The organism is Tritonibacter aquimaris (assembly GCF_009617595.1).
GTDB lineage: Bacteria > Pseudomonadota > Alphaproteobacteria > Rhodobacterales > Rhodobacteraceae > Epibacterium > Epibacterium aquimaris.
In genome coordinates, this window is the sequence record NZ_WIXK01000001.1 from 56,184 (window position 1) to 73,588 (window position 17,405).

Sequence of the window (17,405 nt, forward strand, 5' to 3'; positions counted from 1 at the left end):
GGGGCGTACGCCCCACTTACCAATCAATAGGATCCGGGCGATATTGTCTCTTTCACCGGATCACGGCTGCGATTAAACGTTTCATCCCGCAGCCCAGTTTAACGGCCCAGTTAAGCAGCCCCATTCAAAGGAGAGCCCCATGGACACCCAGGCCCGTATCGCCCAGACCATTGCAACCGAGATCGGGGCCGCCACCAAACAGGTGAGCGCGGCGGTGGAATTGTTGGATGGGGGCGCAACGGTGCCCTTTGTGGCGCGTTACCGCAAAGAGGTGACCGGGGGGCTTGATGATAGTCAGCTGCGCAAACTGGATGAACGGCTGGCCTATCTGCGTGAGCTGGAAGCGCGCCGTGCCACTATTGTTGAAACGATCAAAGCGCAAGATAAGCTGACGCCAGAACTCGCAAAATCGATTGCTGCGGCGGATACCAAGGCGCAGCTTGAAGATATTTACCTGCCTTACAAAAAGAAACGCCGCACTAAAGCGATGATTGCCCGTGAAAATGGGCTGGAGCCTTTGGCAGAGGCCATTTTGGCAAATCGCAACGCCGATCCCGAAGCGCTGGCGGCTACATATCTGAACGCGGCGGTGGAAACGGTGAAAGACGCGCTGAATGGAGCACGCGATATTCTGACCGAGCGGATGACCGAAAACGCAGGCCTGATTGGCCGTCTGCGCGAGTTCATGCAACGCGACGCAGTGCTGAGCGCGCGGGTTGTGGAAGGTCAGGAGCAGGCGGGCGCGAAGTTTTCGGATTATTTCGAACACACAGAAGCCTGGTCCAAAGTGCCCTCGCACCGGGCGCTTGCAATGCTGCGCGGCTCTAACGAGGGCGTGCTGAACGTGGATATTGCCCCCGGCGGCGAAGATGGTGTGAGCCGCGCCGAGGCGATGGTCGCGGCGGAACTTGGCGCATCTGGCCAGGGCAAAGGTGACATCTGGCTGCGCAAAGTGGCGGGCTGGACCTGGCGGGTGAAACTGTCGCTGTCTTTGATGTTGGAGCTGATGGGGGATCTGCGCGGGCGCGCGCAGGATGAAGCGATTGAGGTCTTTGCCCGCAATCTCAAAGACCTGCTTTTTGCAGCTCCGGCCGGTGCGCGACCGACTCTCGGGCTGGATCCGGGCATTCGCACCGGCGTCAAAGCGGCAGTGGTGGATGCAACCGGGAAACTGGTGGCGACCGCGACCCTTTACCCGTTTCAGCCCAAGAATGACCTGCGGGGCGCGCAGGTTGAGATTTTGAAACTGATCGCCAATCACGGCGTTGAACTGGTGGCGATCGGCAATGGCACCGCCAGCCGCGAGACCGAACGCATGGTGGCGGAAGTGCTGCAAAACCTGCCTGCGAAGGTAAAGGCGCCAACCAAGGTTGTGGTGTCAGAAGCCGGTGCCTCGGTCTATTCCGCCTCGGAACTGGCCGCGCGGGAATTCCCGGATCTGGATGTATCTTTGCGCGGCGCGGTGTCGATTGCGCGGCGTTTGCAGGACCCGCTGGCGGAGCTGGTGAAGATCGAACCCAAAAGCATTGGCGTGGGTCAGTATCAGCACGATGTGGACCAGCACAAACTGTCCAAATCGCTGGATGCGGTGATTGAAGATGTGGTGAACGCGGTTGGGGTTGATCTCAATATGGCCTCTGCGCCTTTGCTTGCGCGGGTCTCTGGCCTTGGGCCGGGCCTTGCCGAGGCTGTGGTGGCGCATCGCGATGTGAATGGCGCGTTCGGGTCCCGCCGGGAGCTGTTGAAGGTGGCGCGTCTTGGTCCCAAAGCCTATGAGCAATGCGCGGGGTTTTTGCGTATTCGCGACGGCAAAGAGCCGCTTGATGCTTCTGCGGTGCATCCCGAAGCCTATGCGGTGGCGCGCAAAATGGTCTCGGCCTGTGGTCGTGATATCCGCGCGCTGATGGGGGACAGTTCCGCGTTGAGCCGCCTGCGCGCCGAAGATTTTGTTGATGATAGCTTTGGTCTGCCCACCGTACGCGACATTCTGGCAGAACTTGACAAACCCGGGCGTGACCCGCGACCTTCGTTCAAGACTGCGACATTCACCGATGGGGTGGAAGAGATCACCGACCTGAAACCGGGTATGGTGCTGGAAGGCACGGTGACCAATGTGGCGGCCTTTGGCGCGTTTGTGGATATTGGCGTGCATCAGGATGGGTTGGTGCATGTGAGTCAGCTGGCGGATCGTTTTGTCAAAGACCCGCATGAGGTGGTGAAAACCGGGCAGGTGGTCAAAGTCACCGTGACTGAGGTGGATGTGGCGCGCAAACGCATTGGTCTCACCATGCGCAAAGATGGTGGGGCGTCGGCCAAAGAGGCCCGCAATGAGCGTGGCGGCGAGGCGTCGACGGGGCGCAACCCGCGCCAGGGCGGCAAACCCCAGGGGGGGCATTCAAAAGGCACCCAGGCAAAAGGCACCCACGCAAAAGGTGGTCGCGCGCAGAGCGGGCGGTCGCAGGGCGCGCGCAACGCTGGTGGTCAATCTGGTAAAACTGGCAGTGATACCGGCGCGCTGGGCGCTGCGCTGATGGATGCGTTCAAAAAACGCTAATCCATCAGCCGGTGATGACCTCAAGGCCAGCGTCGGAAAATGAAACCGTCTGGCCTTGGGCGAGCTCTTCTGAGAAACATTCTTGCAAGAACCCCTGCGCGGCGTCCCTGCCGCGTGCCGCAAAGTGGCGCGGTGAGGGCACATGGGCATTGTTGGCAAAGCCCGCCGCCGCATGGGCCCATTGCAGCGGGTGAATTTCTTGCAGGTGATAGCGGGCGAGCCAGTCAGCGGCGTGGGAAATCTCCATGCGTACCGCATCCGCCGTAAGCGACTGTCCCATATTACGCTGCACCCCAATGGCGCAGAATGCGAGCAGCAGGTTCACAGTTTCCTGCGCAGGACGGTTGTGCAGAATGTCGCGCAGCCCATCCATGAAAAACGCAAGATCCACGGTTTCGCAGGCGGTATCATCCAGCATCAACGCATCAAGATAGGTCCAGGTGTAGCCACCGGAGCCCCAGATGGTTTCGCTTTGTACTGCGGCGCGGCGGGCTTCGATTTCAAGCAGGTTTTTTTCGCCGCTCAGCGCTGGGCGCAGCGCTATGCCGAGGTGGCGCATATTGCGAAAGTTGATCGGATCAAGCGCAATCAGCTGGGCAAACCCATCCGCCAGTTTGATCGGAGCAATTTCCTGTGTGATCTGCGCGCTGCAGCGGGTGGATTGCACAAAGGGGCTTGGGGAATTGTCCAGCGCCGATACCAGCGACCAGGCCCGATCAAAATGCACTTTAGCGCGGCTTTCATGGGTCTTGGTGATCGCGGCGGCAGCTGCGCCGCGCCAGGCCCAGCCCAGATCCAGATGGGCCTGCGCCACAAAGGCCGCCATCAATGGGTTGTCTTTCACTGCGAGGCGGGCCGCTTCGAGCGCCATGATGCCATCAACATAGAGCCGGTTGTCGACCTCGGTCCCTTCTTCGAGGGCGTGATCCACCGCGTTCACCACGTCGGAACGGGCGCCAAAGGCCAGAAGATCCGCAATTGGCAACCCGGCACCGGTGGCGGCGCGCTCTGTATCGGCGCGCATTAGCTCATGTGTCAGATCTTCCCAGCGTTCTTGCCGGGCCAGAAAAACACCGCGGCCGCGGGCCGCATCACATTGCGCCTCATCCTCTCCTTTGTCTTGCACCGGGATCACCAGTTTGGCCGAAAGCACTTCTTCGCGGGGGAGATGTTTTTGCAAGGCTTTGGGCAAGCGGACCCGGCGCAAATCCTGTGCGAAGGGCACGCGTTTTGGCAGGAGACCTGTCAGAACAGCGGGCATTGAAACGGGCCGGGGGGTGGTTGAAATCCTGCGCAGCGCAGATTGCAGCGCAGGACGAAGAGCGTTGGGCATTTATTTTTTCCGCAGATTGGCAGCATCTTAGGTCCTGCCAAGATCGCCCCAATTTTGGGCGCAAAAGTGGCGCTCTTAAGGTTTCTACAGCCACAGTTGGAAAAAAATTAACTTTCTGCTCACATGTGTGAGAGCGGGGCGGCTGCAGCCTCAAAACCGGCTGCAGCCCTTTGTTTTATGCGTCCAGGATGCGGCTGACCATTTCATTTGTGTCACCGCTGAGGCCGTCGCTGGCCAGAATACGCTGCAATTGGGCGCGAATCTGTGTTTGGCGATCCGCGTCGTAACGTGTCCAGGTTTGGAAGGCGGAACACATGCGGGCGGTGGTTTGGGGATTAAGCTTATCCAAAGCTATCAGATTGTCGGCCAGCAGTTCATAGCCCGCACCGGTTGCCAGATGGAAACCCGCGTGATGGCCTGCAAGCGCGCCCATGACCGCGCGGAAACGGTTGGGGTTTTTGATGGTGAACAGCGCGTGCTGGGTCAGATCCCCGGCGACCTTGCTGGCGGTTTGTGGTTTTGCGGTGGCGACCTGCAGCGCAAACCATTTGTCCATTACCAGACGATCGTCTTTCCACTGCTGATAAAACGCCTCAGACTGGGCGGCACCGTTTTCAGCGCGCAAGAGGCAAGCAAGCGCCTGATACTGCAGCGTCATATTATCTGCGGCGTCAAACTGGCGCGCCGCCTGAGCACCACCATCAAGACGGGTCAACAAAGACAGAAGCGCGCCATTGAGCGAGCGTTTGCCCGCGCCTTCAGCATCAGGGACATAGGGGCCATCAACGGTGGTGTCGGCATAGAGGCGTGGCAAGCTGTCGGCGAGCGCCTGCGCCAGGCTTTGGGCAAAGGTTTCCGCCGCATCATGGATTTTTTCGGGATCCGGCGTGTGGCCTTTTTCAAACAGGACCTGTGCGATCTGCGACTGGCTGGGCGGTTGCAGCACCAGCGCGCGAAACGCCGGATCCTGACTGTCATCACGCACCAGTTTCACCAGCGCATCAAGATAGGCCGCATCAGGTGCCGCGCCGTTCAGGACCATTTTGATGCGGGTGTCAGTGGCGAGCGCATTGCCCGCCTCCCAGCGGTTAAACGGATCGGTGTCATGCGCCAGCAGGAAGGCGCGTTCACTATTGGTGCTCTCACGCTGCAAAATCACTGGCGCGGAAAACTCACGCAGGATTGACGGTACCGGTTTGCTGGCGAGCCCTTCAAAGGTGAAGCTTTGTTTTGCCTCGGTCAGCTCCAACACGGTGGTAGGCTGGATCTCATCACCGGTGTCACCCAAAAGCCCAACAGCGATTGGGATTACGCGCGGGTCTTTGTTGGGCTGGCCCGGTGTGGGGGCGGTTTCCTGGGCAAAGGTCAGTGTGAGAGTGCCGTTTTCATAGGCCTCATTCACCGTCACCCGTGGGGTGCCCGCCTGAGAGTACCAGAGTTTGAACTGGCTCATGTCGCGGCCGGTGGCGTCTTCGAAGACTTGCAGCCAGTCTTCGATGGTGCAGGCCTGACCATCGTGGCGATCAAAGTAAAGATCCAGCGCCTTGTAATAGGCCGCATCGCCAACCAGCAGTTTCAGCATGCCGATGACCTCGGCGCCTTTTTCGTAAACAGTGGCGGTGTAGAAGTTGTTGATCTCCTGAAAGGCCTCGGGGCGCGGGGGGTGCGCCAGCGGGCCGCCATCTTCGGGGAACTGGCGCGCGCGCAGCGCAATCACATCGTCAATGCGTTTCACCGGGGCAGAGCGCATATCAGAGGTGAACTGCGCATCGCGGTAAACCGTCAGCCCCTCTTTCAGGCAGAGCTGGAACCAATCGCGGCAGGTGATCCGATTGCCAGTCCAGTTGTGAAAATACTCATGGGCGATGATTGCCTCGATGCGTTCGAAGTTTGCATCGGTCGAAGTCTCGGGAGAGGCCAAAACACAAGAAGAGTTGAAAATGTTCAACCCTTTGTTCTCCATCGCCCCCATATTAAAGTCATCCACGGCGACAATGTTGAAAATGTCCAAGTCATATTCGCGACCGTAGACCTCTTCATCCCAGGTCATCGACTTTTTCAGCGCTTCCATACCAAAGGCGCATTTGTTTTCATCCCCCGGACGCACCCAGATGTTGAGCTCAACATCCTTGCCGGATTTGGTGGTGAAACGATCCGGGTGATTGATCAGATCGCCGGCGACCAGCGCAAAGAGATAGGCGGGTTTGGGCCAGGGATCGTGCCATTCAGCAAAGCCCGTGCCTGCCTCACCCGGATTGCCGTTGGACAGCAGCACGGGCGCGCTGCCCTCAATGCGTACGGTGAAGGTGGACATCACATCAGGACGGTCGGGGTAGAAGGTGATTTTGCGGAAACCTTCGGCCTCACACTGGGTGCAATACATGCCATTGGACATATAAAGCCCTTCGAGAGCGGTATTGCCCTGCGGGTTGATTTCAACCTCTGCTTCCCAGGTGAAAGGCTGGTCGGGCACGGCGCATTCCAGCCCGCCATTGATCAGATCGGGGGTGATGTCTTGACCGTCGATCTTGGCCCAGATCAGCTTCAGCTCTTCGCCATGCAGAAAAAAGCGCGGATCTGCGGCGTCTTTTTTCGGGCTGAACTGGATCTTGCTGATCACGCGGGTGGTTTCAGGTGCCAGTTTGAACGTCAGCGAAACCGCATCCACGTCAAAGCCAAAGGGTTTGTAATCCTTAAGGTAAATGGTTTCGGGCGCGGTGGCCGGTGCGGCATCTTTCATCGCAGCAGATCCTGTTTTGTCAGCTCTGTCTTATCAGTAGGAGTGATGCGCGCGCGCAGCAAGGGGCAGTTGCTGCACTATGCCCGCCTGTGCCACCCCTCGGCGATTTTTGAAACAGCTCCTGCCTGAGGGGTGAAAACCACCGGGCCAGGCTCATTGCTGGAGCGTGGGAATTGCGCTAGCCATTATGGAGACAGCCAGTTGGGAGAAGATCATGCGCGATATACACAACATCAAAGTGGCCGATGAACTGGCAGATTTTATTGAAGAAAAAGCCCTGCCGGGCACGGGTATTACCGCCGATCAGTTCTGGCGCGGTCTATCGGATCTGATCAACGGGCTGGGGGATGAAAACCGGGCGCTTCTGGCCAAACGATCTGAACTTCAGGGCAAGATTGATGCCTGGCATCTGGCGCACAAAGACAAACCTCATGATGCTGCCGCCTATGAGGCGTTTTTGCGCGAGATTGACTATCTCATCCCCGAGGGCGAGGCGTTTGAGATCGACACCGCCAATGTGGACCCTGAGATTGCCGAGATGTCCGGCCCGCAGCTGGTGGTGCCGATCACCAACGCGCGCTTTGCGCTGAATGCCGCCAATGCGCGCTGGGGCAACCTCTATGATGCGCTTTATGGCACCGATGCGCTGGGCGATCTGCCTGAGGGTGGCGGTTATGACGCCGCGCGTGGGGCAAAGGTCATTGCCTATGCCAAAGCGTTTTTGGATCAGGCGGTGCCGCTGCGGGGCACAACATGGGGTGAGGTGACAGATGTTGCTGCTGCGCCGCTGGCAGATAATGCGCAGTTTCTGGGCCAGATGCAGCAGGGTGACTGGCAGGGGTTCTTGTTCCAAAACAACGGGCTAAAGATCGAAATTCTGGTGAGTGCAGATAATGAAATCGGCCAAAATGATCCTGCACATATTGCCGCTGTAAACCTTGAGGCGGCCGTGTCGACCATCATGGATTGTGAGGATTCCGTGGCCTGTGTTGATGCGCCCGACAAGGCGCTGGCCTATTCCAACTGGCTTGGGCTGATGAAGGGCGACCTTAGCGAGACCTTTGAAAAAAATGGCAAGATCACCACGCGGGTGCTGTATCAGGATGAGACCTATACCGCGCCGGATGGCAGTGATTTCACGGTGAAATCGCGCTCGCTTTTGCTGGTGCGCAATGTGGGGCATCTGATGTCCACGCCTGCGGTGTTGGACAGCGCGGGCCGCGAGGCGGGCGAGGGCCTGCTCGATGCGATGGTCACCACGTTGATCGCGATGCATGATCTAAAGGCTGAGGGCGGCAATTCTCAAACCGGTTCGGTCTATGTGGTAAAGCCCAAGATGCACGGCCCCGAAGAGGTCGCTTTTGCGGTCAAGATCTTTGATAAGGTTGAAGACGCGCTGGGATTGCCGCGCAATACCGTCAAGCTTGGCATTATGGACGAAGAGCGGCGCACCTCGGTGAACCTGAAGGAATGCATCCGCGCGGCGAAATCGCGGGTGGCGTTTATCAACACGGGCTTCCTGGATCGCACCGGCGATGAGATCCACACCGCGATGGAAGCGGGGGTGATGCTGCCCAAGGGTGAGATGAAGGCAACGCCTTGGATCACTTCTTATGAGGACCGCAATGTTGATATTGGTCTGGCCTGTGGCCTGAAAGGGCGCGCGCAGATTGGTAAGGGCATGTGGGCGATGCCTGATTGCATGGAAGAGATGCTTGCGGCGAAGATTGGTCACCCAAAGGCGGGCGCATCTTGTGCCTGGGTGCCATCGCCAACGGCAGCGACATTGCACGCGATGCATTATCACATGGTGGATGTTGCGGCGGTGCAAGAGGGGCTGCGCGCAGCTGGCCCCCGTGGCACCTTGGCAGATCTGCTGACGCTGCCGCTGACAGCGGGGGAAACCCTTAGTGATGCGGAGATCACCAGAGAGATCGAAAACAACGCACAGGGCATTTTGGGCTATGTGGTGCGCTGGGTCGATCAGGGCGTGGGCTGCTCCAAAGTGCCTGATATCAACAATGTGGGGCTGATGGAGGATCGCGCCACCTGTCGGATTTCCAGTCAGGCACTGGCGAACTGGTTGCACCACGGGGTGGTGAGCGAGGCGCAGGTGATGGCGGCGCTGCAAAAGATGGCCGCCGTGGTGGATCAGCAGAATGCAGATGATCCGGCCTATCACCCAATGGCACCGGGGTTTGACGGTATTGCGTTTCAGGCGGCCTGTGATCTGGTGTTCAAGGGCCGGATGCAGCCTTCTGGTTATACCGAACCTGTGCTGCACAAACGCCGCCTTGAACTGAAAGCGGCAGGCTAGTCCTGAGCCGGAAACGGCGGGCTAGCCCCGAGGTGGAGGCGGCTTGGTCGCATTGAGCAAATGACAAAAGAGGCGTAAACCTCTTTTATCATTTTGGGAGGGGACCATGACGCTGACACTGGAACAGGCAAAGATCATTATTGAAACCACCCGCGCAAAGGGGCGCGAGATGGAGCTGAAGCCACTGTCTGTGGTGGTGCTGGATGCGGGTGGCCATGTGCTGGCGTTTGAACGCGAAGACAATGCGGCACCGGGGCGGTTTGGCATTGCGCAGGGCAAAGCCTATGGCGCGGTGATGCTGGGGATGGCAGGGACAGCGCAGATGGCACGTGCCGAAAGTCAGGCCTATTTTATGGCGGCGGTAAACGGCGTTTATGGTGGTCAGGTTGTGCCGGTGCCCGGTGGCATCCTGCTGCGCGACGCAGGCGGCGTGGTTGTGGGCGCGGTGGGCGTCACCGGTGATACCTCTGACAATGATGCAATTGCGGGGCAGGCCGGGGTCCAAGCGGCAGGGCTTGTTGCTGAGATCTGATCGCGCAAGGATGTGGTGTAATTTTACGCACAAATATTAGTGCGCCTGAAAACTGTGCGCAGGAAATTAACACTCAGTGTGCATTGTTGAACAATGGCTTGCGCTGGTCTGGGGAATTGGCAGGCTCAGTTAGTGGCGGTAAAACTGAGCCGTCAAGAAACAATAAAATAGGTGCCGTATGACGAGACCTCGCGTTGGGATCATCGGGAATTCTTATCTCTTGGATGACAGCTACCCGGTTCACGCCGGGGGCACCATGAATTCAGAGGCGGTGGCCGATGTGTCGGGCTGTATGCCGCTGATGATCCCGTCTGATCCGCGGTTTGTCTCGGTTGATGAATTGTTGGAAGCGTTTGACGGCTTTTTGCTGACTGGCGGGCGCCCCAATGTGCATCCCAATGAATATGGCGAACCCGAGACCGAGGCGCATGGCGCGTTTGACCGGGCGCGCGATGCGATTACCTTGCCGCTGGTGCGCGCCTGTGTGGAGCGGGGGCAGCCGTTTTTTGGCATCTGCCGCGGCTTCCAAGAGGTGAATGTCGCCATGGGCGGCACGCTGTACCCTGAGATCCGCGATTTGCCGGGGCGGATGAACCACCGGATGCCGCCGGATGGCACCATCGAGGAGAAATTCGCCCTGCGCCATTTTGTAGAGTTCACGCCGGGGGGCGAATTTGCCCGGCTGATGGGCTGCGACAAGGTGATGACCAACACATTGCACGGGCAGGGGATCAAACAGCCGGGTCAGCGTGTTGTGATTGATGGCACCGCCGAAGATGGCACGCCCGAGGCGATTTATATCAAGGATGCGCCGGGGTTCACCAAGGCAGTGCAATGGCACCCGGAATATCACGCGCCAACCGATCCGGTCTCACGTCCGCTGTTTGAAGCTTTTGGTGAAGCCGTACACAGCTGGGCCGGGCGGAGCTGATGTCTGGGTGGATCTGGCCGTACCGTATGTGATGGCCATTTGGCGTGGCCTGCTGGCTGGGGCATAAATGGCGATGACCCGCGCCCAATTGGGTGATGCAAGGTGCATCGCCGCCCGAATGATTGAAGATGATCCCCAAAAATGAGGCCCATCCTTGCGCGCCTGTGCGCAGGCTGAAGCCTATGGAGTGCGGGGCGCGCGCGGATCACAGCCGCGATGGATTGTAGAGATGTATTTGGCGGCCCTCTTGTCGCGGATGCCGCAGGGCGGTAGCCACATAGCGCCCGGTGGTGGGAGCCCCTCGCCGACTAGATAAAGGGGGCTCAACCGGCTGATGATTTGGCCGCTGATGCAACCCTTTTTGATGAATGCCTGTTGAGCGCCAGCATAAAAACGTACCGTGTTGATGTGAGGCAGAGCAGAGCCAACCAGCCCTGAATGCCGCGCAAATGTTACGGGGCATAGCAAAATTATCGCCAAAAGCGTCGCAAAAGGACTCAAAAAGGTCGAGAATTTTGGTGTACAAAGGTATGCATCCTGCAATATAAGCAAGCCTGAATGAATCAAAGCAGCCTGTGGTAGAACAAAATCGACCACAATGCCGCATTGCGGAAAATTTCCTTCCGCCAAGTCGTGTTTTACATGGCTTTTGTTCCCTATTGGGCTCCCTGTGACAGCTTGTCGCGGGACCAATTGCATTTTGTTCGCGAAACTATGTTGCGTGGCGAACAGGGAACCTTTCGGGTGTGATTAGCAAAATCGTAAAAAGATGGCTGGATATTCCGCCAGTGTGGTTGCTGTTGATGTGCGCAATTGTATGGACACAGGCAAAATTCTTGCCAATGGGTCCGCGCAATGCAATCTGGTTTCCCACAGGTCTTGTCTGGCTTGTGTGGGGCACCGCAGCAGCCTTGGTGGCAGCGGCGCTCTGGCAGATGTGGCGCCATCGCACCACGGTCCACCCGCATGATATGGCATCAAAGTTGGTGACCTCAGGGGCGTTCGGGATAAGCCGAAACCCCATCTACGTCGCTGATGTGCTGGTGCTTGTGGGTGTGGTTTTGCGGTTCGGCACTGTGGTGTCGACCCTCTGCGTCGGTGTTTTCATCTGGGTGTTGCAACGCAGATTTATCTTGGCAGAGGAGTTGCGGCTAAAGTCCCAGTTCCCGGCTCTATGGACGGAGTATAAAAATAAGACGCGAAGATGGATCTAGCGACTTTTTTGGGCAGTTCAGCACATAAATTGGGGATCGCGCGCTGCCTGATGTATCAGGTTACGCCATTTGGTTTGTATGACTTACGATCCGTGCCACTTCTCGGCGCGGACGTGACTAAAAAGGGGAACGTACGTGAAATTAGGTACGCCAAAGGAAACTTTTGCCGGGGAGGCGCGGGTGGCGCTGACCCCGGACTCGGCGCGCCAGCTGCAAAAGCTGGGGTATGAGTGTGCAATTGAAAGCGGTGCTGGTCAGGCCGCTGGCTTTAGCGACCAATCCTACACGGATGCGGGTGTTGAAGTCATCGAAGGTGCGGATGCGCTGTGGAAAGCAGTGGATGTTGTTGCCAAGGTGCGTGAGCCGGATGCAACCGAGCTGACTTACCTTGAAAAAGGCAAGACGCTGATCTCCTTCTTCAACCCTGCGGGCAATGAAGCGGGCATGGAAGCGGCCAAGGAATCCGGCGCAAATGTGATTGCGATGGAAATGGTTCCGCGTATTTCACGTGCGCAGAAAATGGATGCTCTGTCGTCCATGGCCAATATCGCGGGCTATCGCGCTGTGATCGAGGCAGGCAACAACTTTGGTCGTTTCTTCACCGGTCAGGTGACTGCGGCGGGTAAAGTTCCCCCGGCAAAGGTTCTGATTGTGGGGGCCGGTGTTGCTGGTCTGGCTGCAATTGGTACATCGACCTCGCTGGGTGCAATTACCTATGCGTTTGACGTGCGTCCCGAAGTGGCGGAGCAGGTCGAAAGCATGGGCGCGGAATTTGTCTATCTCGACTTTGAAGAAGAGCAGCAGGATGGCGCGGCCACCGGCGGTTATGCTTCTGTTCAGTCGGAAGAGTTCCGCAACGCACAGCTGGCGAAATTCCGTGAAATCGCCCCTGACATTGACATCGTGATCACCACCGCGCTGATCCCGAACCGTCCGGCCCCGAAACTGTGGCTGGAAGATATGGTTCAGGCGATGAAGCCGGGCTCTGTGATCATTGACCTTGCAGCCGAGCGTGGCGGCAACGTTGAAGGCACCGTCAAGGATGAGAAAATTGTCACCGACAATGGCGTGACCATTGTGGGCTACACCGATTTCCCAAGCCGGATGGCGACGCAATCGTCGAGCCTTTATGCCACCAACATTCGTCACATGATGACTGACCTGACCCCTGAAAAAGACGGTCAGATCAATCACAACATGGAAGACGATGTGATCCGTGGTGCAACTGTCACCCACGAAGGTGCAATCACCTTCCCGCCGCCTCCGCCAAAAGTGGCCGCGATTGCAGCCAAGCCCAAAGAAGTGGTGCCCGAGCTGACACCGGAAGAAAAACGCGCGCAAGAAGTTGCAGCGTTCAAAGCGCAGACCAAACAGCAGGTGACCTTGCTGACCATTGGTGCAGCGCTTCTGCTGGGTGTGGGCCTGATTGCGCCTGCAAGCTTTATGCAGCACTTCATCGTGTTTGTTCTGTCGGTGTTTGTTGGCTTCCAGGTGATCTGGAATGTTTCGCACAGCCTGCACACCCCGCTGATGGCGGTGACCAATGCGATTTCATCGATCATCATTTTGGGTGCATTGATGCAGATCGGCTCCGGCTCCTGGCTGGTGATCCTCTTGGGTGCGCTCTCGGTGTTTATGGCCGGGATCAACATCTTTGGCGGCTTCCTCGTGACACGGCGTATGCTCGCCATGTTCCAGAAATCCTAAGGAGTACAGGTAGATGGAATTCGGATTTACCACTGCGGCCTATGTTGTGGCTGCTGTTCTCTTCATCCTGTCCTTGGGTGGTCTCTCAGGTCAGGAAAGCGCGAAACGCGCGGTATGGTACGGCATTGTCGGCATGGCGCTGGCGGTGTTTGCAACCCTGATCGGCCCCGGTGCGGGTCTTTGGGTGCTGTCGCTTATCCTGATCGCCTGTGGCGGTTTGATCGGCTATATGCTGGCGTCCAAGGTTGAAATGACCCAGATGCCTGAGCTGGTTGCGGGCATGCACGCGCTTGTGGGTCTGGCTGCGGTATTTGTGGGCTTTAACGCCCATATCGAACTGGGCCGTGTTCTGCTGATGGATGACGCCGCCAAGAAAACGCTGGAAGGTTTTGCTGCGCTTCTCGCCAAGAAAGACGGTGTTGAGATCGGCATCCTGCGGGTTGAGCTGTTCCTTGGTGTGTTCATTGGTGCGGTGACATTTACCGGTTCTGTGGTTGCTTATGGCAAACTGTCTGGCCGGGTCACATCAGCGGCCACGAAACTGCCGGGCGGCCACCTGCTGAACATCGCAGCGGCTGTTATTTCGCTGCTGGCACTGTTCTGGTACATGGGCTCTGGCGGCTTCTTCCCGCTGTTCATCATGACACTGGCGGCGCTGTTCATCGGCTACCACCTGATCATGGGCATCGGCGGCGCCGACATGCCGGTGGTTGTTTCTATGCTGAACTCCTATTCAGGCTGGGCCGCGGCGGCGATTGGTTTCTCGCTTGGCAACGACCTGTTGATCGTTGTGGGTGCGCTTGTGGGCTCCTCTGGTGCGATCCTCAGCTACATCATGTGTAAGGCGATGAACCGTTCGTTCGTCAGCGTTATCCTGGGCGGCTTTGGCGGCACCTCTGGCCCTGCTATGGAAGTTGAAGGCGAACAGATCGCAATCGACGCCGATGGCGTGGCTGCGGCACTGGAAGAGGCCGACAGTGTGGTCATCATTCCGGGCTACGGCATGGCGGTTGCACAGGCACAGCAAAACGTGGCTGAGCTGACCCGTCGTCTGCGCGCCAAAGGCAAAGAAGTGCGCTTTGCGATCCACCCGGTTGCGGGCCGTCTGCCGGGCCACATGAACGTTCTTCTGGCTGAAGCAAAAGTGCCTTATGACATCGTGCTTGAGATGGAAGAGATCAACGATGACTTCCCGGAAACCGATGTGGCGATTGTTATTGGCTCCAATGACATCGTGAACCCGGCGGCACAGGAAGATCCCAACTCGCCGATCGCGGGCATGCCGGTTCTGGAGTGCTGGAAAGCCAAGCAGGTGTTTGTATCCAAGCGTGGTCAGGGTACCGGGTATTCCGGCATCGAGAACCCGCTGTTTTACAAAGACAACACCCGCATGTTCTACGGTGATGCAAAAGCCTCACTCGACTCTTTGCTGACCATGATCAGCTGATCTGGATCGATATAACAGATGAAAAGGCGCTCCATTCGGGGCGCCTTTTTTGTGGACTACTCTGCGGCCTGTTGCACGGCGGGATCCGGGAAACCTTTGTCGGGCAGCCAGCCCGCAGCATCCCATTTCAGTGCAACCTCATGCAGCGAGCGCAGCGCCTGATGCAGGTCGCGGCCCTGTTCGGTCAGCTCATAGCTGACCTCGGGCGGGATGGTGGATTTTTGTATCCTGAGCACAATGCCGTTTTTCTCAAGCATGCGCAGCCGGTCGGTCAGAACCTTGGCCGAGATCTGCGGCATCAGCCCCATCAGCTCACCAAATCGCAATGGCCCCTCGCAGGAGAGTTGCCACAAGATGCTGGTGGTCCAACGACCTGTAACGGCTTTGAGAACGGGATCCATCGGGCAGCCGGCAGAAGACATAATGTTCGGTTTCCTTTTGGTAACTGGTTACTTATTGGTAATTACTTACTTTTTGAATGTAGGTTTGCCATCTGTGCTGTGCAACCAGTAAGGAGAGTGCAGATGGCACGTATCGAAATTATTTATTTTTCTGGCTATGGGCATACGGCCAAACAGGCACAGGCGGTGCTGGACGGGGCGCAGAGCAAAGCTGATGCGCGTCTGTGGGCGGTTCCCGATGATGGTGTGGTGTCAGATGCGCTGTGGGCGGCGGCGGATGCGGCGGATGCGCTGATTTTTGGCGCGCCCACCTATATGGGCGGGGTGCCCTGGCAATTTAAGCGCTTTATCGATGCATCCTCTGGCCGCTGGCAGGAGCGCAAATGGGCCAGTAAAATCACCGGTGGTTTCACCAATAGCGCCAGCGCCGTGGGTGACAAAGGTGAGACCATGAACTACCTGCGCACCTTTACCGGCCAGCATGGAATGCTGTGGGTGCCGCTCAATCAGGCACCCGCCAATATGCTGAACTCGGGGCCGGATGATCGTAACTTTGCCGGGGGCTCCAGCGGCGCCTTGGCGATTTCGCCCGCGGATGCCAGGCCCGATCAGGCACCGGGCAAGGGCGATCTGCAATCGGCGCATGATTATGGAGCCTATATCGCCGGAATTGCCCAGCTGCATGCGGCGCGATAATCTGCGGTTTTGATCAGGCAGGGGGCCGTTGCGCCCCCTGTTTTTCTGTTGTTCCAGAGGTTTAGCGGGGGATGGGCCTGCCGAACCGTTTGGAACGTGTCGTATATGAATTTGGTGTTGTATACTTTGGTATCCAGTTAAGCCATTGAAACGAAAGTAATATTTACAAATTTAACGCGGTTGAATAGGGTCTGCAGGAAGATCAAGGAGCCGCGAATGACTTCCCTTCAAGACCACCCGCTGCGTTATCAGATGGCCAATGAGCTGCATGCGCGCCCATTTCCCGCAATGTCAGCACCCAGCACGGTGATCTTTTTTGCGGTGAAAAAGCCAAGCGAAGCGGTGGCGCGTGATCGCGGGCTGGATGTAGACCATCTGCTGGCACTGCTGGACCGTCACGGCCAGCCGCACCCCAAACCCGGTGCCACCCACCATTCCGCTGAGCTTGGTCGTTATAAGCTCAAATGGGAGCAACACACCGAATTCGTGAGCTATATGCTTTATTGTGAGGGGGTAGGGGATCGCGCCTTTGATTCGGCGGATTTTAATGCGTTTCCAGCCGATTGGATGGCACAGGCCCCCGGTCAAGTAATCGCTTCGGTGATGATCCGGGTGATGGAGCGACCTGGGGATAAGCAGGTGCGCAATACTCTCGAAAGCTGGCTGGTGACTGAAAGCCTGGCAGTGTCACAGGTGCTGGATGACAGTGCGGTGATTGCCGGTGATTTCCGCATTGATGCGGCGGGGCATATGCGGTTTGCGGTCTATGCAAATAAAGACACTGGCCCCAAGCGCATCGGCCGTGTGGTGCAGCGCCTGTGTGAGATTGAGACCTACCGCGCCATGTCGATGTTGGGGTTTTCGCGGGCGCGGGGCTTGATGCCAACAATTGGCGCGCTCGACAATCATCTGACTGATATGATGCAGGATATGACCGGGCAGACGGTGGATGCGGAGGCAACGCTGAAACATCTGCTGACGGTATCGGCCGAACTTGAATCCTTGGGCGCGCGGTCGTCCTTTCGGTTTGGCGCGACCGGGGCCTATCAGGCCTTGGTCAACCAGCGGGTGGAACTGCTGCGCGAAGAGCGGTTTCAGGGGTTTCAGACCTTTGCCGAGTTTATGATCCGCCGCTATGACCCCGCGATGCGCACGGTGAAATCGACCGAGGCACGTTTGCTGACACTGGCCGACAGGGCGCGGCGTGCCGGTGAATTGCTGCGCACACGGGTGGATGTGGAGCGCAGTGCGCAGAACCAGGCGCTTCTTGAAAGCATGGATCGGCGCGCGGATCTGGCGCTTAGGCTGCAGCACACGGTTGAGGGGCTCTCGGTTGTGGCAATCAGCTATTATGCGGTGTCGCTGGCGTCTTATGCGCTGTATCCGCTGACCAAAGCCTTTGGTATTTCCAAGGGGATGCTGACCGCTGGGGTGACAGTGCCGGTGATTTTTCTGGTGTGGTGGATGGTGCAGCGCATCAAGAAAAGCCTGCACTGAAAAAACATCACTGTGTCAGATATGAAAAAGCCGCGC

The 17,405-nt window shown here is 57.8% G+C and carries 12 protein-coding genes; 9 read left to right on the forward strand and 3 right to left on the reverse strand.

All coding sequences use genetic code 11. The features are described 5' to 3' along the window. The first annotated feature begins 139 nt into the window (after positions 1-139). On the forward strand, positions 140-2,554 hold the full coding sequence (locus GG681_RS00240; RefSeq protein WP_153543912.1) for a Tex family protein: 2,415 nt from the start codon (positions 140-142) through the stop codon (positions 2,552-2,554). Between the two features lie 4 nt (positions 2,555-2,558). Here GG681_RS00240 and GG681_RS00245 read toward each other — a convergent pair whose 3' ends face one another. Beyond that, the gene (locus GG681_RS00245; RefSeq protein WP_153543914.1) at positions 2,559-3,887 is read right to left on the reverse strand and encodes a hypothetical protein; all 1,329 of its coding nucleotides are present in this window, start codon (positions 3,885-3,887) and stop codon (positions 2,559-2,561) included. 175 nt (positions 3,888-4,062) lie between these two features. Continuing rightward, positions 4,063-6,627 carry an aminopeptidase N gene (gene pepN / locus GG681_RS00250; RefSeq protein ID WP_153543916.1) on the reverse strand — a complete coding sequence of 855 codons (2,565 nt, stop codon included), beginning with the start codon at positions 6,625-6,627 and terminating at the stop codon, positions 4,063-4,065. A gap of 214 nt (positions 6,628-6,841) precedes the next feature. Here pepN and GG681_RS00255 point away from each other — a divergent pair, with 214 nt between their 5' ends. The 6 genes from GG681_RS00255 (at position 6,842) to GG681_RS00280 (ending at position 14,775) form a co-directional block, all read left to right on the forward strand. Then, positions 6,842-8,944 carry a malate synthase G gene (locus GG681_RS00255; RefSeq protein ID WP_153543918.1) on the forward strand — a complete coding sequence of 701 codons (2,103 nt, stop codon included), beginning with the start codon at positions 6,842-6,844 and terminating at the stop codon, positions 8,942-8,944. Between the two features lie 106 nt (positions 8,945-9,050). After that, positions 9,051-9,476: a GlcG/HbpS family heme-binding protein gene (locus tag GG681_RS00260; protein ID WP_153543920.1), complete on the forward strand. Its 426-nt coding sequence runs from the start codon at positions 9,051-9,053 to the stop codon at positions 9,474-9,476. A 178-nt stretch (positions 9,477-9,654) separates the two neighbouring features. Continuing rightward, a complete protein-coding gene (locus tag GG681_RS00265; RefSeq protein ID WP_153543922.1) occupies positions 9,655-10,407 on the forward strand; it encodes a gamma-glutamyl-gamma-aminobutyrate hydrolase family protein in 753 nt (250 codons plus the stop codon). An 842-nt stretch (positions 10,408-11,249) separates the two neighbouring features. Then, on the forward strand, positions 11,250-11,621 hold the full coding sequence (locus GG681_RS00270; RefSeq protein WP_268968969.1) for a methyltransferase family protein: 372 nt from the start codon (positions 11,250-11,252) through the stop codon (positions 11,619-11,621). Positions 11,622-11,756: 135 nt separating this feature from the next. Continuing rightward, the gene (locus GG681_RS00275; RefSeq protein WP_328593210.1) at positions 11,757-13,328 is read left to right on the forward strand and encodes a Re/Si-specific NAD(P)(+) transhydrogenase subunit alpha; all 1,572 of its coding nucleotides are present in this window, start codon (positions 11,757-11,759) and stop codon (positions 13,326-13,328) included. A gap of 13 nt (positions 13,329-13,341) precedes the next feature. Continuing rightward, complete coding sequence (locus GG681_RS00280) at positions 13,342-14,775, forward strand: NAD(P)(+) transhydrogenase (Re/Si-specific) subunit beta (RefSeq protein ID WP_153543924.1); 1,434 nt, start codon at positions 13,342-13,344, stop codon at positions 14,773-14,775. A gap of 56 nt (positions 14,776-14,831) precedes the next feature. On the opposite strand, the gene GG681_RS00285 is transcribed toward GG681_RS00280, so the two are convergent. Continuing rightward, positions 14,832-15,197 carry a winged helix-turn-helix transcriptional regulator gene (locus tag GG681_RS00285; protein ID WP_153543926.1) on the reverse strand — a complete coding sequence of 122 codons (366 nt, stop codon included), beginning with the start codon at positions 15,195-15,197 and terminating at the stop codon, positions 14,832-14,834. Positions 15,198-15,299: 102 nt separating this feature from the next. Here GG681_RS00285 and GG681_RS00290 point away from each other — a divergent pair, with 102 nt between their 5' ends. Together GG681_RS00290 and GG681_RS00295 are read left to right on the forward strand one after the other, a co-directional pair. Further along, on the forward strand, positions 15,300-15,872 hold the full coding sequence (locus GG681_RS00290) for a flavodoxin family protein (RefSeq protein ID WP_153543928.1): 573 nt from the start codon (positions 15,300-15,302) through the stop codon (positions 15,870-15,872). A 216-nt stretch (positions 15,873-16,088) separates the two neighbouring features. Beyond that, complete coding sequence (locus tag GG681_RS00295; protein ID WP_153543930.1) at positions 16,089-17,369, forward strand: DUF3422 family protein; 1,281 nt, start codon at positions 16,089-16,091, stop codon at positions 17,367-17,369. Positions 17,370-17,405 lie beyond the last annotated feature (36 nt).

Excerpts from the sequence above, each read along its gene's own strand:
- GG681_RS00240 (WP_153543912.1), top strand. The coding sequence starts at position 140 with ATGGACACCCAGGCCCGTATCGCCCAGACCATTGCAACCGAGATCGGG.
- GG681_RS00245 (WP_153543914.1), bottom strand. The coding sequence starts at position 3,887 with ATGCCCAACGCTCTTCGTCCTGCGCTGCAATCTGCGCTGCGCAGGATT.
- pepN (WP_153543916.1), bottom strand. The coding sequence starts at position 6,627 with ATGAAAGATGCCGCACCGGCCACCGCGCCCGAAACCATTTACCTTAAG.
- GG681_RS00255 (WP_153543918.1), top strand. The coding sequence starts at position 6,842 with ATGCGCGATATACACAACATCAAAGTGGCCGATGAACTGGCAGATTTT.
- GG681_RS00260 (WP_153543920.1), top strand. The coding sequence starts at position 9,051 with ATGACGCTGACACTGGAACAGGCAAAGATCATTATTGAAACCACCCGC.
- GG681_RS00265 (WP_153543922.1), top strand. The coding sequence starts at position 9,655 with ATGACGAGACCTCGCGTTGGGATCATCGGGAATTCTTATCTCTTGGAT.
- GG681_RS00270 (WP_268968969.1), top strand. The coding sequence starts at position 11,250 with ATGGGTCCGCGCAATGCAATCTGGTTTCCCACAGGTCTTGTCTGGCTT.
- GG681_RS00280 (WP_153543924.1), top strand. The coding sequence starts at position 13,342 with ATGGAATTCGGATTTACCACTGCGGCCTATGTTGTGGCTGCTGTTCTC.
- GG681_RS00285 (WP_153543926.1), bottom strand. The coding sequence starts at position 15,197 with ATGTCTTCTGCCGGCTGCCCGATGGATCCCGTTCTCAAAGCCGTTACA.
- GG681_RS00290 (WP_153543928.1), top strand. The coding sequence starts at position 15,300 with ATGGCACGTATCGAAATTATTTATTTTTCTGGCTATGGGCATACGGCC.
- GG681_RS00295 (WP_153543930.1), top strand. The coding sequence starts at position 16,089 with ATGACTTCCCTTCAAGACCACCCGCTGCGTTATCAGATGGCCAATGAG.